Annotated in this window: 23 protein-coding genes; 20 read left to right on the top strand and 3 right to left on the bottom strand. The window is 63.7% G+C overall.

Translation table 11 applies throughout. From position 1 onward, the window contains the following. The 16 genes from murD to ATN38_RS12135 all read left to right on the top strand — a co-directional run bounded on the left by murD (position 1) and on the right by ATN38_RS12135 (position 17,878). Positions 1-1,524 (top strand): UDP-N-acetylmuramoyl-L-alanine--D-glutamate ligase, encoded by a 1,524-nt coding sequence (gene murD, locus ATN38_RS12210; protein WP_042452836.1) that lies wholly within the window; start codon positions 1-3, stop codon positions 1,522-1,524. Next, entirely contained in the window at positions 1,521-2,999 is a 1,479-nt protein-coding gene (ftsW, locus tag ATN38_RS12205) for a putative lipid II flippase FtsW (RefSeq protein ID WP_003941724.1), read from the top strand. Before murD ends, ftsW begins: the two co-directional genes overlap by 4 nt. Beyond that, positions 2,996-4,165 (top strand): undecaprenyldiphospho-muramoylpentapeptide beta-N-acetylglucosaminyltransferase, encoded by a 1,170-nt coding sequence (gene murG / locus ATN38_RS12200; RefSeq protein ID WP_003941767.1) that lies wholly within the window; start codon positions 2,996-2,998, stop codon positions 4,163-4,165. Before ftsW ends, murG begins: the two co-directional genes overlap by 4 nt. After that, positions 4,162-5,670, top strand: coding sequence for a UDP-N-acetylmuramate--L-alanine ligase (gene murC / locus ATN38_RS12195; RefSeq protein ID WP_042452839.1), 1,509 nt, complete (start codon positions 4,162-4,164; stop codon positions 5,668-5,670). Before murG ends, murC begins: the two co-directional genes overlap by 4 nt. 164 nt (positions 5,671-5,834) lie before the next feature. Next, the gene (locus ATN38_RS12190; protein ID WP_007733212.1) at positions 5,835-6,473 is read left to right on the top strand and encodes a cell division protein FtsQ/DivIB; all 639 of its coding nucleotides are present in this window, start codon (positions 5,835-5,837) and stop codon (positions 6,471-6,473) included. 240 nt (positions 6,474-6,713) lie between these two features. Then, positions 6,714-7,901: a cell division protein FtsZ gene (gene ftsZ / locus ATN38_RS12185; RefSeq protein ID WP_003941788.1), complete on the top strand. Its 1,188-nt coding sequence runs from the start codon at positions 6,714-6,716 to the stop codon at positions 7,899-7,901. Positions 7,902-8,009: 108 nt separating this feature from the next. Then, the gene (gene pgeF / locus ATN38_RS12180; RefSeq protein ID WP_007733207.1) at positions 8,010-8,777 is read left to right on the top strand and encodes a peptidoglycan editing factor PgeF; all 768 of its coding nucleotides are present in this window, start codon (positions 8,010-8,012) and stop codon (positions 8,775-8,777) included. A gap of 6 nt (positions 8,778-8,783) precedes the next feature. Further along, positions 8,784-9,533, top strand: coding sequence for a YggS family pyridoxal phosphate-dependent enzyme (locus tag ATN38_RS12175; protein WP_218748052.1), 750 nt, complete (start codon positions 8,784-8,786; stop codon positions 9,531-9,533). An 85-nt stretch (positions 9,534-9,618) separates the two neighbouring features. Next, positions 9,619-10,269 carry a cell division protein SepF gene (locus ATN38_RS12170; RefSeq protein WP_003941752.1) on the top strand — a complete coding sequence of 217 codons (651 nt, stop codon included), beginning with the start codon at positions 9,619-9,621 and terminating at the stop codon, positions 10,267-10,269. Positions 10,270-10,458: 189 nt separating this feature from the next. Further along, positions 10,459-10,737: a YggT family protein gene (locus ATN38_RS12165; protein WP_003941780.1), complete on the top strand. Its 279-nt coding sequence runs from the start codon at positions 10,459-10,461 to the stop codon at positions 10,735-10,737. A gap of 126 nt (positions 10,738-10,863) precedes the next feature. Continuing rightward, positions 10,864-11,691 carry a DivIVA domain-containing protein gene (locus ATN38_RS12160; protein ID WP_003941722.1) on the top strand — a complete coding sequence of 276 codons (828 nt, stop codon included), beginning with the start codon at positions 10,864-10,866 and terminating at the stop codon, positions 11,689-11,691. 49 nt (positions 11,692-11,740) lie between these two features. Then, positions 11,741-12,055, top strand: coding sequence for a hypothetical protein (locus ATN38_RS12155; RefSeq protein ID WP_007733197.1), 315 nt, complete (start codon positions 11,741-11,743; stop codon positions 12,053-12,055). A gap of 281 nt (positions 12,056-12,336) precedes the next feature. Next, the gene (gene ileS / locus ATN38_RS12150; RefSeq protein WP_047270136.1) at positions 12,337-15,450 is read left to right on the top strand and encodes an isoleucine--tRNA ligase; all 3,114 of its coding nucleotides are present in this window, start codon (positions 12,337-12,339) and stop codon (positions 15,448-15,450) included. A gap of 68 nt (positions 15,451-15,518) precedes the next feature. Next, positions 15,519-15,857 (top strand): TfoX/Sxy family protein, encoded by a 339-nt coding sequence (locus ATN38_RS12145; protein ID WP_003941748.1) that lies wholly within the window; start codon positions 15,519-15,521, stop codon positions 15,855-15,857. A gap of 36 nt (positions 15,858-15,893) precedes the next feature. Continuing rightward, the gene (locus ATN38_RS12140) at positions 15,894-17,258 is read left to right on the top strand and encodes a DNA polymerase IV (protein ID WP_042452844.1); all 1,365 of its coding nucleotides are present in this window, start codon (positions 15,894-15,896) and stop codon (positions 17,256-17,258) included. A gap of 131 nt (positions 17,259-17,389) precedes the next feature. Continuing rightward, positions 17,390-17,878 (top strand): hypothetical protein, encoded by a 489-nt coding sequence (locus tag ATN38_RS12135; protein ID WP_371713249.1) that lies wholly within the window; start codon positions 17,390-17,392, stop codon positions 17,876-17,878. Between the two features lie 83 nt (positions 17,879-17,961). Here ATN38_RS12135 and ATN38_RS12130 read toward each other — a convergent pair whose 3' ends face one another. The 3 genes from ATN38_RS12130 to ATN38_RS12120 all read right to left on the bottom strand — a co-directional run bounded on the left by ATN38_RS12130 (position 17,962) and on the right by ATN38_RS12120 (position 21,186). Beyond that, positions 17,962-19,353 (bottom strand): glutamate decarboxylase, encoded by a 1,392-nt coding sequence (locus tag ATN38_RS12130; protein ID WP_042921836.1) that lies wholly within the window; start codon positions 19,351-19,353, stop codon positions 17,962-17,964. 142 nt (positions 19,354-19,495) lie between these two features. Next, positions 19,496-20,263: a sensor domain-containing protein gene (locus ATN38_RS12125; RefSeq protein WP_228401058.1), complete on the bottom strand. Its 768-nt coding sequence runs from the start codon at positions 20,261-20,263 to the stop codon at positions 19,496-19,498. After that, complete coding sequence (locus ATN38_RS12120) at positions 20,260-21,186, bottom strand: hypothetical protein (RefSeq protein ID WP_003941753.1); 927 nt, start codon at positions 21,184-21,186, stop codon at positions 20,260-20,262. The genes ATN38_RS12125 and ATN38_RS12120 overlap by 4 nt, the downstream gene beginning before the upstream one ends. A 68-nt stretch (positions 21,187-21,254) precedes the next feature. Between ATN38_RS12120 and lspA the strand changes: the two genes are divergently transcribed. The 4 genes from lspA to rarD are packed head-to-tail and all read left to right on the top strand — an operon-like array spanning position 21,255 to position 24,494. Further along, entirely contained in the window at positions 21,255-21,941 is a 687-nt protein-coding gene (gene lspA, locus ATN38_RS12115; protein WP_003941684.1) for a signal peptidase II, read from the top strand. After that, the gene (locus ATN38_RS12110) at positions 21,938-22,864 is read left to right on the top strand and encodes an RluA family pseudouridine synthase (protein ID WP_007733161.1); all 927 of its coding nucleotides are present in this window, start codon (positions 21,938-21,940) and stop codon (positions 22,862-22,864) included. The genes lspA and ATN38_RS12110 overlap by 4 nt, the downstream gene beginning before the upstream one ends. After that, entirely contained in the window at positions 22,861-23,544 is a 684-nt protein-coding gene (locus ATN38_RS12105) for a hypothetical protein (protein WP_073512223.1), read from the top strand. The genes ATN38_RS12110 and ATN38_RS12105 overlap by 4 nt, the downstream gene beginning before the upstream one ends. Next, positions 23,541-24,494 (top strand): EamA family transporter RarD, encoded by a 954-nt coding sequence (gene rarD / locus ATN38_RS12100; RefSeq protein WP_371735110.1) that lies wholly within the window; start codon positions 23,541-23,543, stop codon positions 24,492-24,494. The genes ATN38_RS12105 and rarD overlap by 4 nt, the downstream gene beginning before the upstream one ends. Positions 24,495-24,590 lie beyond the last annotated feature (96 nt).

Genomic DNA, 24,590 nt, shown 5'->3' with positions numbered 1-24,590 from the left:
ATGACCAGCTCAGCGGATTCCGAGAACGACCTGTCCTGGCTCCGCGGTACGCGAGTGCTGGTCGCCGGTGGGCGGGTGTCCGGTCAAGCGACCATCGAACCTCTCGTCGCCCTCGGTGCTGTCGTGACGGTTGCCGATTCGACCTTGGACTTCGCGGAGCGCTGCGCGGAGCTCGGCGCGGGCATGGTGACCACCACCTCGATCGAGGATGCTCCGGATTCGATCACCGAGTACGGGCTCGTAGTCACCAGTCCCGGCTTTCGGCCGGATGCACCGATCCTTGCAGCCGCCGCCGGTCACGGGATTCCCATCTGGGGAGACGTCGAGTTCTCCTGGCGCGTCGACCACAGCGGGCACTTCGGCACACCCCGTAAATGGCTCGTCGTGACGGGGACGAACGGAAAGACCACGACGACGTCGATGCTGGCCTCGATTCTCGACGCCGCCGGAGTTGTCGGCCGAGCCTGCGGAAACATCGGGCTGCCGATACTCGACGCACTCGCCGAGACGTCGCCGCGCGTGGAGTACCTCGCTGTCGAACTGTCGTCCTTCCAATTGCACTGGGCGCCTTCGGTGCGTCCGGATGCCGGCGTGGTCCTCAACGTCGCCGAGGATCACCTCGACTGGCACGGCGGAATGAGCGCGTACGCCGAGGCCAAGTCGCGGGCGCTGAGCGGAAAGGTCGCGGTGGTCGGCCTCGATGACGCGATCGCTTCCGAACTGGGAACTCGCGCAACTGCAGACATTGTCACCGGGTTCAGATTGGGTGAACCGGGCGAAGGAGAACTGGGTGTCGAAGCGGGACACCTCGTGGACAACGCATTCGGCGATCACGTCCGCTTGGCCGAAGCAGCGTCGATAGATCCCGCCGGCCCGGCAGGCGTCATGGACGCGCTGGCCGCCGCCGCCTTGGCGCGGGCACTCGGATTCGAGGCAGATGTAATCGAAAGCGGTCTGGCCGCACACAAGGTCGGCCCACACCGAGGGGCGCTGGTCGGCCGTGTCGGGTCCGTTGTGTACATCGACGATTCCAAGGCCACCAATCCGCACGCAGCCAGGCCGTCGTTACTCGCGCACGATCGCGTCGTCTGGGTTGCAGGCGGTCTGCTCAAGGGAGCCAGCGTCGACCAATTGGTGAGCGAAGTCGGCCCTCGACTCTCCGGCGCTGTCCTCCTCGGGCGTGACGCTGGTGTGATCGAGGACGCGCTCGCGCGACACGCGCCCGATGTTCCCGTGGTGCACGTGATGTCGGGGGACGATGCAGTGGTGAGCGAAAACAGCAGCAACTCGACTCTCACCATCCGGCTGCCGTCGGGTGCCGACGCGGATGCCGTCATGGCCGCAGTGGTAGTCGAAGCTGCCGAGTTGGCGTCCCCCGGTGATGCAGTTGTACTCGCACCGGCCGCCGCGTCCTTGGACATGTTCGCCAGCTACGGACATCGTGGTGACAGCTTCGCCGCCGCCGTAGCCGCATTACCCGATCCGTTCACGGATTCGCCTGGCCAAGCCGGGAACTTGCGATGACCAAGGGTCCCAAGACCCGAATCGGTGCCTGGTTGGCGCGGCCGTTGGCGTCGTTCCACCTGGTGGTGACGATTGCCACGATGTTGACTGTCTTGGGGCTCGTGATGGTTCTGTCGGCGTCGAGCGTCGAGCAGTACGTGTCCGGTGGCTCGGCATATTCGTTGTTCACCCAGCAGCTGATTTTCGCGATTCTCGGGGCGGTGCTCTTCTACGTCGCGCTGCGGATCCCGGCGAGAGTGCTCCGGCAGTATTCGTTTCCGCTGTTCGTCGTCGTGCTGATCATGCTGGTACTCGTCCTGATTCCGGGAATCGGCACAGAAGCGCAGGGCGCGCGTCGCTGGTTCAACGTCGGCGGGTTCTCGGTGCAGCCCTCGGAAATCATGAAGGTCGCGTTGGCGATCTGGGGCGCCCATCTGTTGGCTTCGCGGCGGCCGGACGACCGATCCGTGAAGTCGATCCTGATTCCGCTCGTGCCCGCAGCAATGCTGGTCTTCGCGCTGGTCGTCGCGCAACCGAACCTCAGTACGACCATCGCATTGGGAATCATCGTCGGGGCCCTGCTGTGGTTCGGTGGGCTGCCACTGAAGCTCTTCGGCTCGATCGCGGTGACGGGCGTCGTCGTGGCGGGCGTGCTGGCGATGACGGCCGGTTATCGTTCCGATCGAGTTCAAGCCTTCTTCAACAAGAGCGACGACCTGCAGGGCAACAACTATCAGGCCAAGCAGGCTTTGTATTCGCTCGCCGACGGGGGCGTTTTCGGACGCGGACTCGGTCAGAGCGTCGCCAAGTGGAACTACCTACCCAACGCGCACAACGACTTCATCTTCGCGATCATCGGCGAAGAGTTGGGATTTGTCGGCTGCGCAGTGGTGATCGGTTTGTTCGCTGTATTCGTCTACACGGGATTGCGGATCGCAGCCCGCAGCATCGATCCGTTCTGGCGGCTCCTGTCGGCCACTGCAACTACCTGGATCGTCGGCCAGGCAATGATCAACATCGGTTACGTCATCGGACTGCTGCCGGTGACCGGACTCCAGTTGCCCTTGGTCTCCGCCGGCGGTTCGTCCTTGGCGATCACGTTGTTCATGTTCGGTGTCATCGCCAATGCAGCGCGCCACGAGCCCGAAGCAGTTGCCGCTCTGAACTCCGGGCAGGACGGCAAGATCTCGAAGTTGCTCAGACTGCCGAAGCCCGTGCTGTACCACCCGCCGTCAGGGGGCCGGCCGATCCGTCGACCGAAGCCCGCACGGCAGATCGAACCGGCACGCGGACGCGACGGCCGGCGCGCGATCGAGACGGGCGATCGACGCAAGCGGGCAGATCAAGGTGCTCGCCCTTCCTCGGATTCCAACCGAGGTGCGGCCGCTGGGTCACGGAAGCGCACCGCGGGAGGGCAGAATGGTCAGCGTCGGCAGGCGCCGACACGTAGGGCACAAGATCCACGAGAAGTTCGAGAGCGAGGAATTCGTAGGTGAGCGGCAACAAATCGGCTCTGTCGGTAGTGGTGGCGGGGGGAGGCACGGCTGGTCACATCGAACCCGCACTTGCTGTCGCGGACGCGGTCAAGGCCGCTGCGCCCGACACCAGAATCACTGCGCTCGGGACGGCGCGTGGTCTCGAAACCACCTTGGTGCCGGCTCGCGGGTACACGCTCGAGCTCATTCCCCCGGTTCCGCTTCCTCGTAAGCCCACGATGGATCTCGTCAAACTGCCGACACGCATCCTCGCCTCGGTGCGCAAGACCCGCGAGGTACTCGATTCCGTCGACGCCGACGTGATCGTCGGTTTCGGTGGTTACGTCGCGCTTCCGGCGTATCTTGCCGCACGTGGTGGTGTTCTTCGGCGCCGGCGCAAGATTCCGATCGTCATCCACGAGGCGAACGCCAGTGCCGGTATCGCGAACAAGATCGGTGCTCGCCTGGCGACGCGGGTGCTTGCCGCTGTTCCGGGTTCCGGAGTGAAGAACCGCGGCGATCAGGACGCCGAGATCGTTGGCATCCCGGTTCGCGCGTCGATCGCCAATTTCGATCGAGCGGGACTCCGCTCGCAAGCTCGCGAGTACTTCGGACTGCCTCAGGACGGTCCCGTTCTGCTCGTCTTCGGCGGATCGCAAGGCGCGAAGTCGCTCAACGACGCGGTGTCCGGAGCAGCGGAAGAACTGGCGAAGGCCGGGATCTCGGTCCTTCACGCACACGGACCCAAGAACTCCCTCGAGGTCACGCAGTACTCGGAGACGGCACCGTATGTGGCTGTTCCTTATCTTTCGCGGATGGATCTCGCGTATGCCGCAGCCGACGCGACGATCTGTCGTTCGGGCGCGATGACGGTCGCCGAGGTCTCGGCGGTCGGACTACCGGCCGTCTACGTTCCGTTGCCGCACGGCAATGGTGAGCAGGAACTCAACGCGAAACCCGTTGTCGCAGCGGGCGGTGCGATCATCGTCTCCGACAACGAGCTCACGCCGACGTTCGTCGCCGGTACCGTCGTCCCGATGCTGAGCGACAGCGCGCGCCTCGACAAGATGAGCAGTGGTGCTGCCAACGTCGGGCACCGCACCGCGGCAACCGAGATCGCACGGATCGTGCTCGACATCGCGGCAAAGGAAAACGCCGTCCAGGAAAACGCAAGGGGAAACCGATGACCGCGCTGCCCGCCCACCTCGAGCGAGTACACATGGTCGGAATCGGCGGTGCCGGTATGTCCGGCATCGCTCGAATTCTGCTTTCCCGCGGGGGTCTTGTCTCGGGTTCGGACGCCAAGGAGAGCCGAGGAGTCCTGGCGCTTCGTGCACGCGGGGCACAGGTCCGGATCGGCCACGACGCCGATGCTCTCGACCTGCTGCCGGGTGGTCCGACCGTCGTCGTCACGACGCACGCGGCTATCCCGAAGGACAACCCGGAACTCGTCGAGGCCGCTCGCCGCGGAATCCCGGTGATTCTTCGGCCGGCTGTCCTTGCATCACTGATGCAGGGCAATCGCACGTTCCTGGTTTCGGGTACACACGGCAAGACGTCGACGACCTCGATGCTCGTGGTCGCCCTGCAGCACTGTGGTTTCGACCCTTCGTTCGCCGTTGGCGGCGAACTCAACGAAGCGGGAACGAATGCCCATCACGGCAGCGGTGACGTCTTTGTCGCCGAGGCGGACGAGAGTGACGGGTCGCTGCTCCAGTACGACCCCAACGTGATCGTCGTGACCAACATCGAGGCCGATCACCTCGACTATTTCGGCAGCGTCGAAGCGTATGTGAAGGTGTTCGACGATTTTGTCGACAAGTTGCGTCCGGGTGGGCTCTTGATTGCTTGCCTCGACGACCCGGGATCGGCGGATCTCGCGAAGCGAATCGTGGCCTCGGGCCGTTCGGACATCCGGGTACTCGGTTACGGATCGGCAGACGCGCAGGAAGTGGAGGCGGGCACCGCCTTCGAGCCTGTCGACGGTGTCGAGGTCGGAGTCCGACTACTGGGCTTCCATGCGCACGACGTCGGGGGAGTCCTGCAGTTCCACCTGGCGGGCGAGAGCGCCGCGCGAACCGTGCGGATGGCAGTGCCGGGTCGTCACATGGCGCTCAACGCACTTGCGGCTCTACTGGCTGCCCGTGACGCCGGCGCCGAGACGGAGGAGATCGTCGAGGGGCTCGCCGGATTCGGTGGCGTACACCGCCGGTTCCAGTTCACCGGCCGCGAGCGTGGTGTCCGGGTGTTCGACGACTACGCCCACCATCCGACCGAAGTTCGTGCGGTTCTCGGCGCGGCGGCGGATCTGGTTCGACCGGAGGACGATTCGTCGTCGACCAATTCGGCAGCCGGACGCGTGATCGTGGTCTTCCAACCTCATCTCTATTCACGCACCGCCGCGTTTGCCGAGGAGTTCGCGCAGGCGCTGGACTTGGCCGACGAGGTTGTCGTTCTCGATGTCTACGGCGCTCGCGAAGAGCCGACGCCGGGCGTCAGTGGTGCGCTGGTCGCTCAGTCGGTCACGAAACCTGTTCACTATCAACCGGATCTGTCACAGGCGCCGAAGCAGGTGGCGGCGTTGGCTCACCCCGGCGACATCGTCATCACGATGGGTGCCGGTGACGTGACCATGCTCGGCAAACAGATCCTCGATGCTTTGCGTTCGGCGCCGCATCCCGCGCCGCGATGACACCCGACGCACGAAGTCGGCGCGGGCGTCGAGATCCTCGAGCCAGACAAGCCACCAGTACGCGTCGGCGCAGTACTCGCACCGAATCGCGATACTCGACGCGGTCGACGGAGCCGGCTCCCGAACCCACACCGACTCGTAAGTGGTTCAAGCGACCGCTGATCGTGGCACCGCTGGCAATCGTGCTGGTGGTGGGAATTGCGTTGACGGCTTGGTTGTCTCCGGTGCTCTCGGTCCGGGGCACCGAAGTTCTCGGTGCGACGACCGTCAGTGAGGAACAGATCCTTTCGCTCCTGGCCGTACCGACCGGTCAGCCGTTGATGCGGGTAGACACCGGCGCCGCCGCCGCACGTGTGGCGACGATTCCGAAGGTGGCCTCGGCTCGTGTGCAGCGGATGTATCCGTCGACTATCCGCGTCACCGTCACCGAACGGGTACCGGTCGTCTTCGTCGACTCACCTGAGGGTGCACACCTGCTGGACGAGAAGGGCGTCGACTTCGAGATGGGCGTCCCGCCGCCCGGGGTTCCGCGTCTGGTGACACCGACGCCCGGGTGGAACGACGAGCCGACGCTTGCCGCGCTCGAGGTGTTGTCGGTGTTGCCGCCGGATCTGAGATTTCAGGTGGGAGAGGTTGCCGCTCGGTCGATTTCGAGTGTCACGCTGACTCTGCTCGACGGTCGCGTCGTAAACTGGGGCGGTGTCGAGCACTCGGATCGTAAGGCTGCTGTGACGCTTCCGCTGTTGACCCAACCGGGGCAGACGTACGATGTGTCCAGTCCTGATCTGCCGACGGTGCGATAGCGCCCGGTGCAGCCGTGCGTCAGTGCGCAGCAAATACTTCGGTGTGTCTCGGCGCGCCTAATGGCGGAACGCGACGACGGTGCATAGCGTTTCGTTTCAGATCGAATACTTGACATAACTCTAACCCTGTGGTTGAGGTTTAGGGTTTATCTCGAACACCAGCAGTGACAAATACAGCAGCAGTAAAAAGACAGCAGCACTGACAAGCAGCGTGAAACACGACACGGAAGGCGAGAGCCGATGACGCCCCCGCACAACTACCTCGCCGTAATCAAGGTCGTCGGCATCGGCGGCGGCGGCGTGAACGCAGTCAACCGCATGATCGAACAGGGACTCAAGGGAGTCGAGTTCATCGCGGTCAACACGGACGCGCAAGCCCTTCTGATGAGTGACGCCGACGTCAAGCTCGACGTCGGTCGTGAATTGACCCGTGGCCTCGGCGCCGGTGCCGACCCGGAAGTGGGTCGCAAGGCAGCCGAAGATCACAAGGACGAGATCGAAGAGGTCATCAAGGGCGCCGACATGGTGTTCGTGACCGCAGGCGAGGGTGGTGGCACCGGAACCGGTGGTGCCCCTGTCGTGGCAAGCATCGCCCGGAAGCTGGGCGCACTCACCGTCGGCGTCGTGACTCGGCCGTTCTCCTTCGAGGGCAAGCGTCGTGGGGGACAGGCGGATACCGGAATCCAGGCGCTCCGCGAGTCCTGCGACACGCTGATCGTCATTCCCAACGATCGCCTGCTCCAGCTGGGTGACGCGGCCGTCAGCCTGATGGACGCGTTCCGCAGCGCGGACGAGGTTCTCCTCAACGGCGTCCAGGGCATCACCGACCTCATCACCACTCCGGGTCTGATCAACGTCGACTTCGCGGACGTCAAGGGTGTCATGTCCGGTGCCGGTAGTGCGTTGATGGGAATCGGTTCCTCGCGGGGTGAGGGACGCGCGATCAAGGCGGCGGAATCCGCGATCAATTCCCCGCTCCTCGAAGCTTCGATGGAAGGCGCCCGCGGCGTGCTTCTGTCGATCGCCGGCGGTAGCGATCTGGGCCTGTTCGAGATCAACGAGGCGGCTTCGCTGGTGCAGGAAGCTGCCCACATCGACGCCAACATCATCTTCGGAACGGTCATCGACGATTCACTCGGTGACGAGGTTCGTGTGACGGTCATCGCTGCGGGATTCGACGGAGGAGCTCCGGCTCGTCGTCCCGTGGAGTCGACCGCGCAGGGACGTGGAGCTATCGGCGCCGGGCGCGCGGGTGAGGTCGGCCGGTCGCCGGTGGCCGCCGAACCTGCTGGCGAGCAGCCGATTTCCGCAGCGCGCGAGACCACCGGTTCGGGCAGCTTGCCTCCGATCGGTGGCCCCCGCCATGCGCCGGTCCAGGAAGACGAGGGCGACGACGACGTCGACGTGCCGGTCTTCATGCGTCGCTGACGTAGGGCTACAAACAGTTTCGAGAACAGGGTGCCCGGAATTTCTGGGTACCCTGTTCTTGACTGGATGTCCGGACACGTCTGAGCCGGACGACAACTTTCGACGTTTGTGAGCACACTTATCTTGAGTACCGAGAAGTCGACCACCCGCACCCGCATTCGCCGCGTCGTGACCAGCCGAGCCGGTGGTGTTTCCGCGTCACCGTACGAGTCGTTCAATCTGGGCGATCACGTCGGAGACGATCCGGCAGCCGTCGATGCGAATCGCCGACGTCTGGCACGCGAAATAGGCGTCGAGCCTGACCATCTCGTGTGGATGGAACAAATCCATTCGCGCAACGTCACTGTCGTGACGGAACCGACCGACGAAGTGATTCCGGTGACGGATGCTCTGGTCACCACTGTTCCCGGCCTGGCGCTAGCCACCCTCAGTGCAGATTGTGTTCCCGTTCTGCTCTCCGACGAGGAGGCCGGTGTGATCGCGGCCGTTCATGCCGGACGGATCGGTGCCCGCATCGGTATCGTCCCGCGCGTCCTCGCGGAGATGGTGCGTCAGGGCGCGGACGTTTCGCGTATCGGCGCCTTCCTCGGTCCGGCTGCGAGCGGACGCCAGTACGAGGTTCCCGCTGCGATGCGCGCGGACGTGGAAAAGCACTTGCCGGGCAGCGCAACTCGCACCGAGAAGGGCACGCCGGGGCTCGATCTGCGTGCGGGACTGCGTAAGCAGTTGCTCGCCGCGGGTGTGTCCGGTGTCGCCGAGGACCCGCGGTGCACGATCGAGGATCGCGCGTTGTTCAGTCATCGCCGAGAATCTCTGACCGGGCGTCAAGCTGCAGTGATCTGGATGGAAGCGCCCGCAGCGCAGGAAACCGTCTAGGCAGAAATGCGCGAGACGGAAATGCGGCTGACAGAAATATCGACGGCACTCGACTCGGTGAGGGCGCGATTGGCGGCCGCCTGCCTTGCCGCCGGTCGCGAGGTTTCCGACGTAGCACTGCTGCCGGTGACCAAATTCTTTCCGGCGTCCGACGCTCGAATCCTGTACGAACTGGGTTGCCGTGAATTCGGTGAGTCTCGTGAGCAGGAAGCAGTGGAGAAGGTCGCGGACTTCGACGGCGCTGCACAGACGGGCGCGATCGATGATCCGGTTCGCTGGCACATGATCGGACAGTTGCAGCGCAACAAAGCTCGGTCGGTAGCGAAGTGGGCCTATGCAATTCACTCGGTGGACAGTGCGCGACTGGTCGATGCACTCGATCGGGCTGCGCTGAGTGCTTTGTCGGACGGTGAGCGCACGGAGCCGCTCCGGGCGCTCATCCAGGTAAGTCTCGACGGAGACCCCGCGCGTGGCGGAGTTCCGACGGGCGAGCTAACGCCTCTCGCCGAGCGGATCGAATCAGCCGAAGGTCTCGAATTCGCGGGACTGATGGCCGTCCCGCCGCTTGGATCAGATCCGGACGAGCAGTTCGAAATCCTCCGCAGGGCACATCTTTTGATCCTCGAATCGCATCCCCGGGCAACCAAACTCTCGGCCGGTATGACCGGCGATCTGGAGGCTGCAGTGCGCCACGGATCAACCTGCGTGCGTGTCGGAACCGCACTGCTCGGCTCACGACCAGTAATCTCGAGGTGATCGCTCAGGTGATCGCCCAACCCGTCCACACCGCTGCGACCGGTCGCAGTCGGATTGATTCCGCCGCGCCAAGGAAGGTCGATCAATGAGCAACCTGCATAAGTTCAAGGCTTACTTCGGCATGGTTCCCCTCGATGACTACGAGGACGAATACGTGGAGGAGCCCGATCAGGCTCGCCGCGCACCCCGTCGTAGTCACGACGGCTATGCCGAGCGCGACGACCGCGAGTTCGTCGAACCTGCCTTCTCGAAGGCGAGCTACGCGCCCAGTCGTCGTGACGAAGAGGACGCGGAGTTCGATCGCTACGATTCCCGGCCCCGCGTCGACACCGTTCCCAGCCGCAGCAGCCGCCCGGCGATGGCGCCGCGCCCGGCAAGCCGTGGCAACCTCGCGGTCGACGCGCGCGCAGAGCGACCCGAAGCGCGACGTGCGCCGGTTGTCGACGACGGCGGCCCGCTCGCCAAGATCACGACACTGCGTCCGCAGAGCTACGCAGAGGCCCGCACGATCGGTGAGCGGTTCCGGGACGGCACTCCCGTCATCATGGATCTGGTCGACATGAGCAACGCCGACGCGAAGCGTCTGGTCGATTTCGCGGCCGGCCTGGCGTTCGCATTGCGTGGTTCTTTCGACAAGGTAGCCACCAAAGTGTTTCTTCTCTCACCGGCCGACATCGACGTTTCCGCCGAGGAGCGCCGTCGGATCGCCGAGACGGGTTTCTACAGCCAGAAATGATGGTCTCGACCGCAGTCCGGCCCCTGAGCAGGGGTGACGTGAGCACATTCGAACGGCGGCCCGCCTCGGCGGACGCCGCATTCGGACCCATCGCCGGCCGTTACAAGACGGACTCGATGCGGACCGGTTCCGGAATTGCTGCGGTGTGTCTGTTTTGGACACACCGCAGAAGTCAGGCAGAGTGAGGGTGTGGACGCGCTTCTCTCTGTGATCTATCTGGTGCTGGTTGTCTTCTGGCTGTTGCTGATCGGCAGAGTGATCGTCGAGTTCGTTCGTTCGTTTGCCAGAGATTGGCGACCGACCGGATTGGTCGCAGTCATTCTCGAAACCATTTTTACGATCACCGATCCTCCGGTGAAACTGCTCCGCAGGTTGATCCCCCCGATCAACCTCGGTGGAGTTCGCTTGGATCTATCCATCATGGTCTTGCTTTTCATCGTCATCATCCTGATGTCGGTTGTTCGCTGAGCGCAGTCCGAGTGAGTGGTATGCCAGAATGGATGCCATAACTCATCCAGTGGTTCGCCACTACGTAGACTGTGTTGCAACTGAATGCTTGCTAGACCGCCAAATGACGCGTGAAGGGATCCTTCCATGCCGCAACTGACTCCAGCTGACGTGCACAACGTTGCGTTCAGCAAGCCGCCTATCGGCAAGCGTGGCTACAACGAGGACGAGGTCGACGCATTCCTCGACCTCGTCGAGCAGGCGCTGTCGCAGCTCATCGAAGAGAATGCGGACCTGCGCCAGCGCGTAGGTGAGCTGGATCAGGAGCTCGCGGCTGCCAAGAAGTCGCCGGCACCTGCTCAGCAGGCAGCACCCGTCGCAGCGCAGCCCAAGCCGGAGCCCGCTCGGGTCGTCGAACCGCCCAAGCCTGCACCTGTTGCAGCGCCGGTTCCCGCCGCCGCTGCCGTTGCAGCGCCGCAGAGTGGCGACACCCACATGCAGGCCGCAAAGGTCCTCGGACTGGCTCAGGAGATGGCGGATCGCCTCACCAACGATGCCAAGACCGAGTCCGAGCAGCTGCTCGGCAGTGCCCGCACCAACTCCGAGCAGCTCATGAGCGAGGCTCGCAGCAAGGCTGACGGCATGATCGCGGATGCGCGCAACAAGTCGGAGGCGATGCTCACCGACGCTCAGACTCGCTCCGAGACCCAGCTTCGCCAGGCTCAGGAGAAGGCAGACGCTCTCAAGGCGGACGCCGAGAAGAAGCACACCGAAATCATGGCGACCATCAACCAGCAGCGTTCGGTCCTCGAGGGCCGTATCGAGCAGCTCAAGACGTTCGAACGCGAGTACCGGGTGCGCCTGAAGTCCTACCTGGAATCGCAGCTCGAAGAGCTCGAACAGCGCGGCTCGGCCGTTCCGGTCGACGGTGGACAGGATTCCTACAGCCCGTCCTTCGCCAAGGGAAACAGCTGACCGAGAGCGCCCCGTCGGCTCAGCTATCGGACCGGACAAAGGTTGATACGTGCTGGTCGTGACGTTGGTTCTCGCGGGAGTTGGTTTCGCTCTCCTGATCGTCGCCCTGACCACAGGGTCGCTGATCTGGGCGTGGGCATGTATCGCGATTTGTGTAGCAGGTGCCGTCCTCCTGCTGGTCAGTGCGCTGACCAGCAGGAAGGCGGTTCCTTCGTTGGATGACCCGGCATCGGGCAGCGGAATGTCGTCGCCTTACGGTCGAGTCGAGAGTTCCTCGAATTCGTCGATCGACGATGCAGCCACCGCCAACGATGACAATCAGAGAAATCATGGCGAGTCGCCGGGTGGCCCCGACAAGTCCTAGGGCGAGTTCCGACAAGGTCCAGGACGAGTATTAGACTGTCCAACACGAATACCAGGCTGTGATCCGGCAATCACCGGGGAGCTTTCGGAAGAACGGTTCTTGTCGCTTCAGGCGCCCAGAACTCAGTAGAACCGAACGGGTGAGCCCGTCACAGCTCGATCGAGTGGCACCTCGGGATCCAAGCGCGGATCTACGGGGTGCAAACGGGGTGGTACCGCGGTGTCGGCGCACAAGCGCCACGTCGTCCCCGTGCCGAGTCCGACTGGCACGAGGAGATCGCCATGGCGAGTAACGGGTATCCCAAAGTCGACTACGGTGTCCCCGCCGACACCGGAGTCAAGTTCCCCGAACTGGAACAGAAAGTCCTGAAACAGTGGGACGACGACGACACCTTCCGTGCGTCGGTTTCCAATCGGGACGGCAGCGAAGAGTTCGTTTTCTACGACGGACCGCCCTTCGCAAACGGTTTGCCGCATTACGGTCACCTGCTGACGGGGTACGTCAAGGACCTGGTGCCGCGCTTCCAGACCATGCGTGGACGCAAGGTCGAGCGACGCTTCGGCTGGGACTGCCACGGACTGCCCGCAGAACTCGAAGCGGAGAAGCAACTCGGCATCAAGGACAAGGCCGAGATCGAAGTCATGGGTCTGGCCAAGTTCAACGAGTACTGCAAGGCCTCGGTGCTCAAGTACACCGACGAGTGGCGCGACTACGTCACCCGCCAGGCACGTTGGGTCGACTTCGACAACGACTACAAGACCCTGGACGTCGACTTCATGGAGTCCGTCATGTGGGCCTTCAAGGAGCTGCACGACAAGGGCCTGATCTATCAGGGCTTCCGCGTGCTGCCCTACAGCTGGTACGAGCAGACTCCGCTGTCCAATCAGGAGACTCGTCTCGACGACGCGTACAAGATGCGTCAGGATCCTGCAGTCACGGTCGACATGCCGCTGGTCGCTCCGGGTTCACCATTGGACGGCGCAAACGCGATCATCTGGACCACGACTCCGTGGACACTGCCGTCCAACTTGGCCACTGCGGTTCATCCCGAGGTCGACTACGTCCAGGTGCTCGGCGAGGACGGAAAGCGGTACGTGCTCGCGGAAGCACGGGTTGCTCATTACGCACGTGAGCTGGGGGAGGACCCCGAGGTCGTTTCCCGTCACAAGGGCGCCGAGTTGGTCGGACTGTCGTACACACCGCCGTTCGACTTCTTCCTCGGACATCCGAACGCGCACGTCGTGCTTTCGGCCGACTACGTGACAACCGATTCCGGAACCGGAATCGTCCACCTCGCACCGGCTTTCGGTGAGGAGGATATGGATGTCGCCACGGCCAACGGTATCGAGGTCGTGCAGCCGCTCGATCCGGGTGGAAAGTTCACCTCGATGGTTCCGCCGTACGAGGGCTTGATGGTCTTCGACGCCAACCCGGTCATCATCAAGGACCTCAAGGCCGCTGGAAAGCTGCTGCGGCACGAGACGATCGAGCACTCGTACCCGCACAGTTGGCGCAGTGGGCAGCCGCTCATCTACATGGCGGTTCCCTCGTGGTTCGTCGCGGTCACCAAGTTCCGCGATCGCATGGTCGAGCTGAACAAGGACATCACGTGGGTGCCCGAGCACATCCGTGACGGCCAGTTCGGCAAGTGGCTCGAAGGTGCACGCGACTGGAACATCAGCCGAAACCGCTACTGGGGCAGCCCGATCCCGGTGTGGGTGTCGGACGATCCGCAGTACCCGCGTACGGACGTCTACGGATCGCTCGATCAGTTGGAGGCAGACTTCGGTGTGCGTCCGACCGATCTGCATCGCCCGATGATCGACGACCTGGTCCGCCCGAACCCCGACGACCCGACCGGGAAGTCGATGATGCGCCGCGTTCCCGAGGTGCTCGACTGCTGGTTCGAATCCGGTTCGATGCCGTACGCGCAGGTGCACTACCCATTCGAGAACCGTGAATGGTTCGAGGGCCATTTCCCGGGCGATTTCATCGTCGAGTACAACGGGCAGACTCGCGGCTGGTTCTACACGCTGCACGTGCTGGCCACCGCACTCTTCGATCGTCCGGCGTTCAAAACCGTTGCTGCGCACGGCATCGTGCTCGGCGACGACGGACTCAAGATGAGCAAGTCCAAGGGCAACTACCCGGACGTGAAGGAGGTGTTCAACCGCGACGGCAGCGATGCCATGCGATGGTTCCTGATGTCTTCGCCGATCTTGCGCGGCGGAAACCTCATCGTGACCGAGCAGGGCATCCGCGAAGGTGTGCGTCAGGCATTGCTCCCGCTGTGGAACGCCTGGAGCTTCCTGCAGTTGTACGCGCCGGAATCCGGTGTGTGGCGTACCGATTCGGAGAACATCCTCGATCAGTACATCCTGGCCAAGCTCGCTACCACCCGCGACGTGATCACCGAGGCCCTCGAGGTCAACGACATCGCCGGCGCGTGCGACGAGCTTCGGTTGTTCTGTGACGCACTCACCAACTGGTATGTGCGACGGTCGCGTTCGCGGTTCTGGGACGAGGATCGCGACGCGATCGACACCCTGCACACCGTGCTCGAGGTCGTGACGCGTCTCGCTGCGCCGCTGTTGCCGCTGGTGTCCGAGGTGATCTGGCGCGGGCTGACCGGGGAGCGCTCGGTTCACCTGGCTGATTGGCCCGAGGCGTCGGAGCTCCCCGCGAACCCCGAGCTGGTAGCGGCGATGGACGACGTCCGGACCGTGTGCTCCACGGTGCTGAGCCTGCGCAAGGCGCAGAATCTGCGTGTTCGTCTTCCGCTGCCCGAGGTCACGGTTGCGGCGCCGGATGCCGAGCGTCTGCGTCCGTTCCTCGGACTGATCGCCGACGAGGTCAACGTCAAGAAGGTCGATCTGACCGATGACGTCGACGTGCACGGGCGCTTCGAGATCGCGGTCAATGCGCGTGCTGCAGGACCGCGTCTGGGCAAGTCCGTTCAGACTGTCATCAAGGCGGTCAAGGCGGGCGACTGGACCGAGAACGCGGACGGCGTCGTGGTTGCGGCGGGCATCGAACTGCTGCCCGAGGAGTACACGCAGAAACTGGTTGCGGCCGAGCCGGATTCGACGGCAGCACTGCCGGACGGTGCGGGACTGGTCGTACTCGATTCCGCTGTGACGGAGGAACTCGAAGCCGAGGGATGGGCCAAGGACCGTATCCGTCAGTTGCAGGATGCGCGCCGTGCTGCCGGTTTCGACGTCTCGGACCGGATCAACGTCGTGCTCGAGGTTCCGCAGGACTGCAAGGAGTGGGCGGAGCGTCATCGCGAATTGATCGCCGGTGAGGTTCTGGCCACCTCCTTCTCGGTGGGTGAAGCGGGAGACGACGCCGTCGATCTCGGTGACGGTATCCGCGCCGCGATCACGAAGGTCTAATACCGCCATATCTACTCCGGCTCCCCGATGAATGTCTGTATGTCGGGGTGCCGGAGTAGTTTGCTCTCATGAGCACGAGCAAGGAAACCGTGGCGCGCATTCTCGAGCAGTTGGAACCGCTCGACGTGCGGGCAAGGGCGATGTTCGGCGAGTACGGACTGTATTGCGACGAGAAGATCGTGGGCTTGATCTGCGGAGACGTTCTGTTCGTCAAACCCACCGAGGTCAGTACGGAGTTCGGATCAGAGGCCGATCTGGCTCCGCCGTACCCGGGAGCGAAGGATTATTACCGGGTGACGGAGGAACGGTTGCAGGACCTCGATCACCTGCACGCCTTCATTCAACGGACTGCCGACGTATTGCCCCTGCCGAAGAAGAAGTCGCCGAAGAAGAAGGCGCGGACGTAAATTCTGCACCTACTTTTGAGAGAACCGTAACGCCCGATGAATCAAGGTGATCCCACACGAAGTCGTAGGTGGGTGCTGCATCTCGACATGGATGCGTTTTTCGCTTCCGCCGAGCAGTTGACGCGTCCCACTCTGCGAGGTCGCCCGGTGCTGGTCGGCGGCTTGGGCGGGCGCGGGGTGGTGGCCGGGGCAAGTTACGAAGCGAGAGTTTTCGGTGCGCGATCGGCAATGCCGATGCATCAAGCACGCCGGATGGTCGGTGGTGGAGCGGTGGTATTGCCGCCACGGATGTCCCTGTACTCGGTTCTCAGTAAACGCACGTTCGACGCGTTGCGCCTTCGTATGCCGATCCTCGAGCAACTGTCGGTGGACGAGGCTTTCGGGGAACCGGTGGAGTTGGCCGGTGTCGGAGCTGACGAGGTCCGCGCGTTTTGCGAGGACCTGCGGGCGTTGATCAAAGCCGAGACCGGGTTGGTCGCTTCGATCGGGGCCGGCGCAGGTAAGCAGGTCGCCAAGATCGCGTCGGGACTGGCAAAGCCCGACGGCGTCGCAGTGATTCCTCCCGGGATGCAGCACGAGTTGCTCGATCCACTGCCGGTGCGAAAGCTCTGGGGGATCGGCCCTGTTGCCGAGGAAAAGCTCAAGCGTCTCGGCATCGAAACCATCGGAGGGTTTGCCCGCACTCCCATAGCGGAGGTGGCGTCGATACTGGGAACCACTGTCGGTCCGGGGTTGCATCGGCTTGCGCAGGGGATCGACGATCGACCGGTCGCGGAGCGTGCCGAATCCAAGCAGATCAGCGCGGAATCCACGTTCGCCGCAGACATCGTCACCATGGCGCAACTGCGCGCGGCCGTCGAAAGTAGTGGTCGCGCAGCATTTTCCAGGCTGGAGAAGGACGGAAGAGCTGCTCGCACCGTCGTACTGAAGCTCAAGAAGTCCGATATGAGTATCTTGACTCGATCCGTGACGCTGCCGTTTGCCACCATCGACCGCCAAATCCTCATTGCGACTGCGCAGAAACAGGTCATCGATCCACAGGAATTGGGGCCGATTCGCCTGGTCGGTGTGGGATTCGCCGGTTTGTCCACCGTTCGGCAAGGATCACTTTTTCCCGAGTTGGATCAGGATGTTCCCGGCTATCCGGTCGAGACTCTCACGGGTGCCCTCGATGAGGCCGAACTCGACGTTCCGGTGGCAGCACGTGTCCCTCAGCGCTACTGGCACCCCGGTTTGGACGTGAAGCATCCAGAATACGGACACGGTTGGGTGCAGGGCGCCGGGCACGGTGTGGTCACCGTTCGCTTCGAAACCCGTTCCAGCGGAACGGGAATCGCCAAAACCTTTGCCGAATCCGATGAGGTGCTCGAGGTAGCAGATGCGGTCGACAGCCTTCTCTGAGGATGTCCTTAGACTTTTTCCGCTTACCGTTGGGTAATGTTGTCGACGATCCTCGAGCAAGCACGATGTTCGACTGACGCTCGAATGTGAACACCCGAATGGATAGGACTGAGAAGTTGAAGCTTCAGAAGATGACCGTTGCAGCCGTGGCGATCGCAGCAGCCCTGACGATGACCGCGTGTGGTTCAGACGGAGGAGACTCCGACAAGACGACTTCGGCGAAGCCCACGACCACCACCTCTGCGGCACCCACGTCCGAGGTTGTTCTGCCGACCGCCCCTGAGCTCAACGCCAAGGTCGCTCAGGCACTCGACGAGAGCGTTCCGGCCGCAGACAAGGTCAACCTCGTCCAGGGCGCCGAGGCTGATCCCGAGCTGATCAACCAGGTCGCCGCTGCCGCCAAGGCTGCCGGCGCGCAGGTCGAGATCCTCGACCCGGTCACCGACACGGGCAGCGAGACGGCAGCAGCTTCGCTGAACATCGTCGTCAACGGCCAGCCGCTGCAGCAGGGCCTGCAGGCGTCGTTCGTCTACGAAGACGGCGTCTGGAAGCTCTCGAAGACCACCGCTTGCCAGATCGTCGGCGTTGCAGGTCTGACCTCGCCGGCTTGCGCTGCTTGATCTCTCGGTAACACCTGAAACACCAGAGCGGCCGCCGACTCCCGAAGTGGAGTGGGCGGCCGCTCTTCACGTGGTAAGCGACGTCAGTGATGGAATCCCTCGGTGACGCGCGGCCGCGGCATCGGGCTGTCCAGTTCGTCGAGGAACGCGGTTTCCTCTTCGATGATGCGCAGCAGATTGGCCGCCAGGTCCATGCTCAGTCCGTTACGAACCACGATGCGCTGCACTGTCAGATCCGCGAGATCGTCCGGCATGGGGTAGGCCGGCACCAACCAGCCCTTGCCTCGCAACCGGTCCGAGAGGTCGTACAGCGTCCAGTTGGACGTGTGGCCCTCGGCGAGGCGCCACGCGAAGACCGGGATGTCGGAACCGTCGTTCCACAATTCGAAGGCGTCGAGCTTCCCGATTCCTTCGGCGAGGAATTTCGCCACGTCCTGTGAGGACTGCTGGATCGCGCGATAGCCGTCGTGGCCGAGACGCAGGAACAAGTAGAACTGCAGGATCACCTGAGCGCCGGGACGCGAGAAGTTCAGTGCGAAGGTCGGCATACTGCCGCCGAGGTAGCTCACCTTGAAGACGAGGTCGTCGGGAAGTAGATCCTGCGATCGCCAGACCACCCAGCCGAGGCCGGGGTAGACGAGCCCGTACTTGTGCGCCGAGGTGTTGATGGAGTGGACGCGCGGTAGTCGGAAATCCCATTCGAGTTCGGGCTGAAGGAACGGTGCGATCATCGCACCGGAAGCGCCGTCGACGTGGATGGGGACGTCGAGTCCCGTCTTCGCCTGGATCGCATCGAGTGCCTTCGAGATTTCCAGGACCGGCTCGTACATCCCGGTGTACGTGACGCCCATGATCGCGACGACGCCGATGGTGTTCTCGTCGACATACTTGTCCAGATCGTGACCGTCGAGGGTGCGGTGTTCCTCGCTGATCGGCACGTAACGCGCTTCGACGTCCCAGTAGTTGCAGAACTTCTCCCAGCACACCTGGACCGCGGAACTCATGATGAGATTTGGCTTTTCGGTGGACTTGCCCGCGGCTTTTCGTGCGTGCTGCCAGCGTCGTTTCATCGCCAGGCCGCCGAGCATGCAGGCTTCGGACGAACCGATCGTCGAGGTGCCGATTGCGTCCTTGGGGGAGGGCGAGTGCCAGAGGTCGGCAAGGATGCGCCAGCAATAGGTTTCGATCGCGGCGGTCTGCGGATACTCGTCCTTGTCGATCATGTTCTTGTCGAACGACTCGGCATACAGTTTGGTGGCGTGATCGTCCATCCACGTGCTGACGAACGTCGCGAGATTGAGCCGCGCATTGCCGTCGAGCATCGTTTCGTCGTGGACGATCTGATACGCGGTCTCGGGAAGCATGCCGTCGGGTTCGAGTGTGTACTTCGATGCAACCGAATCCTCGCCAGGCCTCGAGAAGATCGGATTGACGGCTACGTAATCGGTGTGATCTGACCTTCTGGGTTCCGGCATGAACTCTGGCTCCTCACATCAGTGTGTCGCGTTGGTCTGTTTCGTACCTACTCTCACCGTTCAGTGTGGACGGGCAGTTGTCAAAGGGTCTGTGGTCCCGAATCATTCGCGAAAGGCCGAGACGCGACCAATCCGCTCGTTGTCAGGGCGTTTGTGCGCGCAGGCGATCGGCGGCGGCCGATGCCATCGAGTGCAGCACGTCGGGGGCGATCGGACTCGGCGCAGTTGCGGACACCTGGGTCAACGTGGTCCCGACTGCGGCCACGATCGCATCGGCGACCAAGGTGAAACCGCCACTCTCCGTGATGATTCGGAAAGCGAAAGACGCGTCGCCGACGTTCGGGTCCGACGCTCCGCCGACGCGATAGGTGATTGTCGTTCCGTCGGCATCGGTTCCTGAATATTCCGCGCACCCGGCCAGCGTGGTCTGAAGTTTCTCGAAAGCTGCTGCTGCCGCGGTGCCGTCGGCGTACGAAGCAGAGTCCTGATCGATGCTCGTGAAATCGGGGCCGGTGAACATGTCGGAGAGGTCGGCGACCGATCCGGGAGCCTGGGTGGCTATCGGCGCCAGAACCTGGGCGCAGACGGCGGGGTCGGTGCTCGACTTGTCCGCCTCCGAACTCTCCGGCGCCGGTGCGAGGCCGAGGTCGTCGACCGGGTCGGGAACTATGTCGAAGTCGGCAGGTAGCTCGGACAGGGTGAGCGCGGCTCGTTGCAGGCCGTCACGGTCGAGAGGCGCCCCGCTCAGCGGTGCGGCCGGAGCAGCCGTGAACGGCGCCAAGCCGACCTGTGGGGCGGAAACCTGCGTAGTCGTGTCGGCACCAGGCGAGTCGTCCGAGCCGCAACCGGTCACGACGAACAGTGCCGCCGTTGCGGTCAGACCAAGTGCGAGAAGCGACCGGCGTGTCACGATTCCCACCGAATGCTGTTGGAGATGGTCTGCCGGATCACCGAGGAGCTGTCCGGGTCGCCGTATGCCTGGTCGCCGCCGACGGTCATCTGTCCGTCGATCGGCAAGGGGAGTGAGAGGTCGACGGTGAGGTTTCCGGAGCCGGCCATGACGTACTGATCGATGTTCAGCGTTCCGGCGTCACCAGCCAGGTTCCAGACCGGGCTCTGCGGGGTCTGCGATACGTCCACCGCGAGCGAAAGCCGATTGCCCTCGCGCGCGGTGAGCGTGACGGTGGTTGTCTGATCGAGCAGGATTTCGCTGCTGACTTGCTGCCGAACCACCCAACGTGCGCCGACACCGACCGGAGCGTCGGGGAGTGCAACGGTCCGGTAGACCGCTTGGCCCAGCGCTTGTTCGATTGCAGCGCGGGCAGCATTGGCCGAGTTGGCGGAGGGCTTCAACCGTAGGGCGGTGATGGCGCCCGAATCCGTGACCGACAATCCGGCCGCAGACCCGTCGGCCCCGCTCAGCGCAGCCTGCAGCGTTGCATCGGGCGAGGTCATCGACGACAGCGTGAGGTCAACGACTGCGGTGGGATCGTCAGCGGTCACGTTTGCCGAGAGCGGGATCGTGATCTCCGGCGAAGAGAAATCCTGCGCCGGTTGTTGATCGATCTGCTGACTCACGACGGCCTGGGTGACGAGCGTCGCCGTCTGCGTGGTGCCGACAGGCAAGTTCGTACGCAAAACCTCGCGCGGCTCGCTTCCCGCCTCGAGAACTTCGACCGTCGCGGCGGTCACCGGAACAGTCACCTCACTCGGCGAGGAGGTCGGGGTGTTCGGAGGTTGATCCGAGTCGCCGCAAGCGGTGAGAACGGTGGTGAGAGCGAGGGCAGCGAGGGCGAACGGAACGCGTCGGCCGGTCGTGGACAGCAGTGGCACGCGCTCCAGGCTAGCCGCAGTTGCAGAGTGCGTGACCCGGTGCGGTGAACATGAGGGATGATGGTTGCGTGAGTACAGACCACCCAGACCGAGATGTCAACGCGGAGGATCAGCCGATTACCGAAATCTCGAAGGCCGACGAGCCCGAAACCGTGAAACCGGAAGCCGTGAAATCGGAAGACGGTGACCTGGCGGTTGCGCCGGTCGAAAAGCCCCGCCGGCTGACCATGCTCATTGCCATCGCCGCTGTCATCCTGCTCTCGGACATTCTCACGAAGGTGTGGGCAGTCGCCGCGGTCAAACCGGGGCAGCCGATCGAAATCATCGGTGACGTGGTCACATTCACGATGGTGCGCAATCCGGGGGCAGCGTTCTCGATGGCGACGTCGATGACGTGGATCCTCACTCTCGTCGCAATCGGTGTGGTCATCGGTGTGATCAAGATCGGTCGCACGCTCCGATCACCGTGGTGGGCGCTCGGTCTCGGCCTCGTTCTCGGCGGCGCGCTGGGTAACCTCGTCGACCGATTCTTCCGCTCTCCCGGAATCATGCGCGGACATGTGGTGGATTTCGTCTCCGTCGGCTGGTGGCCGGTGTTCAACATCGCGGATTCCGCGATCGTCTGTGGCGCGATTCTGCTCGTCGTCCTGACACTGTTCGGCTTCGAACCCAACGGTGAACGCCTGCGTGATCACAAGGCGGACGACAAGAAGCTCACCGAATCGAAGGCTGCAGCCGAGGGAGAAACCAAGTGAGGGAATCCCGTTCGATGCCAGTGCCCGACGGTCTCGATGCCATGCGCGTCGATGCCGGCCTCGCGCGCCTTCTCGGACTCTCGCGCACCGTGGTCGCGACACTCGCGGAAGAAGGCTCGGTACTCGTCGACGGTGTGGCCGTCGGCAAGTCCGATCGTCTGACCGCAGGGTCGTGGCTCGAGGTAGTCCTGCCCGAACCGCCGCGGCCCCTGACCATCGAAGCGACACCGGTCGAGGGAATGGAGATCCTCTACGCCGACGACGACGTCGTGGCAGTCGACAAGCCCGTCGGAGTTGCCGCGCACGCTAGCGTCGGGTGGACGGGACCGACCGTCATCGGCGGACTTGCCGCGGCCGGTTTCCGCATCTCGACGTCCGGTGCCCACGAGCGTCAGGGCATCGTCCACCGCCTGGACGTCGGAACGTCGGGTGTCATGGTGGTTGCCACATCCGAGCGCGCGTACACGTTGCTCAAGCGCGCTTTCAAGCAGCGGACCATCGACAAGCGCTACCACGCTCTCGTGCAGGGACACCCCGACCCGAGCAGCGGAACGATCGACGCGCCCATCGGACGCCATCACGGGAACGACTGGCGATTCACGGTCACGGCCGACGGCAAGCCCAGCGTCACGCACTACGACACCATCGAGGCGTTCCAGGCAGCGAGTCTGCTGGACGTGCACCTCGAAACCGGTCGCACACACCAGATCCGTGTCCACTTTTCGGCGTTGCGCCATCCGTGCTGCGGCGACCTGACTTACGGCGCGGACCCTCGACTTGCCGAAAGGCTCGGCCTCGAGCGCCAGTGGCTGCACGCCGTGTCTCTTGGATTCGCACATCCGGCGGACGGTCGCTGGGTCGAGATCAAGAGCAAGTACCCGAAGGATCTCGAACACGCACTCGAAGTTCTCCGGTCCTCATGACACCGCGCGGGCTTACCCCCGCGCTGGCCGTCGTCGCGGTGGTGGTCGGTGTGGCGGCGGTGGTGGGCGTGGGGTTCGCGAATCCCGTGCCGACCCCGCCGATCCGGACGGACACTCTGGGTCCGGACAGTGGGGAAGCTGTCCCGGACTACCTCGACCGAGCGCGAGATTCTGTTGCGTCGGTCGACGGGCCGGTGTGGGCGTTGGTCTCGTTCACGAAGGCACTCACCGTCGGCGAGGTCATCACGTCGACCAGCAGTGTTCAGGTGCCGGGCGCTGAGGTCTCGGGCGTTCGCGTGTCCAGGGTCATGTTCCGAGTTCCGATCGAGCGCGTCCAGACGCCGCTCATGTCGGTGCCCGTTCCCGACAACGACGAAGCAGTGCGCAGATCGCCCGGTGTTGCAGCCACGCGACTGGTCTCGCTCGGCGGCGACACCGATCGCCAGCAACAGGTGGCGCTCGCGTCGGCGAAGCAATTGTCCGCCGGGTGCGCCTGCGCGGTGGGCGTGCTGGTGCGAGCTACTCCCGAAGGACTCGAAGCGATCGAACATGACTCGAACGTCCGTGCAGTGGAAGCGTTGCCGTCCGACGCCTCGCCGTGGTTGGCAGCCGTCCGTCCCTTGCTGCCGGAGTACGTGGACGTCGTTGCTCCCGGCCCCGACGACGGACCGGTCCCGTGAACTCCGGTTCTGTGAACAAGGACGAACGCGCTGAGTCCCGTTCGTCCTCGGGGATCTTCTACGGTGTGGCGGCTTTCCTGTTGTGGGGAACGTTCCCGGCCTTCTTCGGATTACTCGACTTCGCCGATCCGGTCGAGATCCTGGCGCACCGGGTGGTGTGGACCCTTCTGTTGATGCTGATCGTGTTGGCCTTTGCCGGCCGCCTCGGATCGCTTCGCGGAATCAGCGCACGCACCTGGCTGCTGGTGACCGCGGCGTCTGCGGCGATCGCCGTGAACTGGGGGACGTACATCTATGCCGTGGTGTCAGGCCGCGTCGTGGAGGCGGCTCTCGGGTACTTCATCAACCCGCTGGTCACCGTTCTGCTCGGCGTCGTGATCTTCCGCGAACGATTGCGTCCCGCCCAGATCGCCGCGCTCGTTCTCGCTGCCACGGCAGTTGTGGTGATCACGGTCGACTTCGGGAAACCTCCGATCGTCGCTTTGCTGCTCGCCGGCTCGTTTGCCACCTATGGGTTGGTCAAGAAGGTGGTTCCGCTCGATCCTCGAACCAGTTTGACTGCCGAGGGAGTCGTTGCCGCACCGTTCGCGGTCGGCTACCTCGTGTTTCTCGGCCTGACCGGGGCCGGTGCATTCATCAGCAGCGGTACCGGGCACAGCCTGTTGCTGCTTGCCGCCGGCCCGGTCACCGCGCTGCCGCTGCTCCTGTTCGGCGTCGCCGCTCAGAGAGTTCCGTTGGCGACGATGGGCATGCTGCAGTACCTCACCCCGGCGCTCCAGATGGCGTGGGGTGTGGCCGTCATGCACGAGGACATGCCGGCGTCACGGTGGATCGGCTTCGTTCTGATCTGGGCTGCACTGGTGATCTTCACGACAGACACCTTCGTCGCCAGTCGACGTTCGCGGCGTTCGGTGAGGTCGAGCGCCGAACCCGAGGTTCCGGTCACGTGACCGGAGGCGGCGCACGGCGACTCCGCTACGTCGGTCGCCGGTCGTGTCGGCAGCGCGGCATACACTCGATCTCGCTCCCAGACCTTCAGAGAGGCG

This window comes from Rhodococcus sp. FH8, from assembly GCF_019266085.1.
Lineage (GTDB): Bacteria > Actinomycetota > Actinomycetes > Mycobacteriales > Mycobacteriaceae > Rhodococcus_F > Rhodococcus_F qingshengii.
The sequence above is the reverse complement of the archived record's forward strand: the minus strand, read 5'-3'. Positions and strand labels throughout refer to the sequence as shown.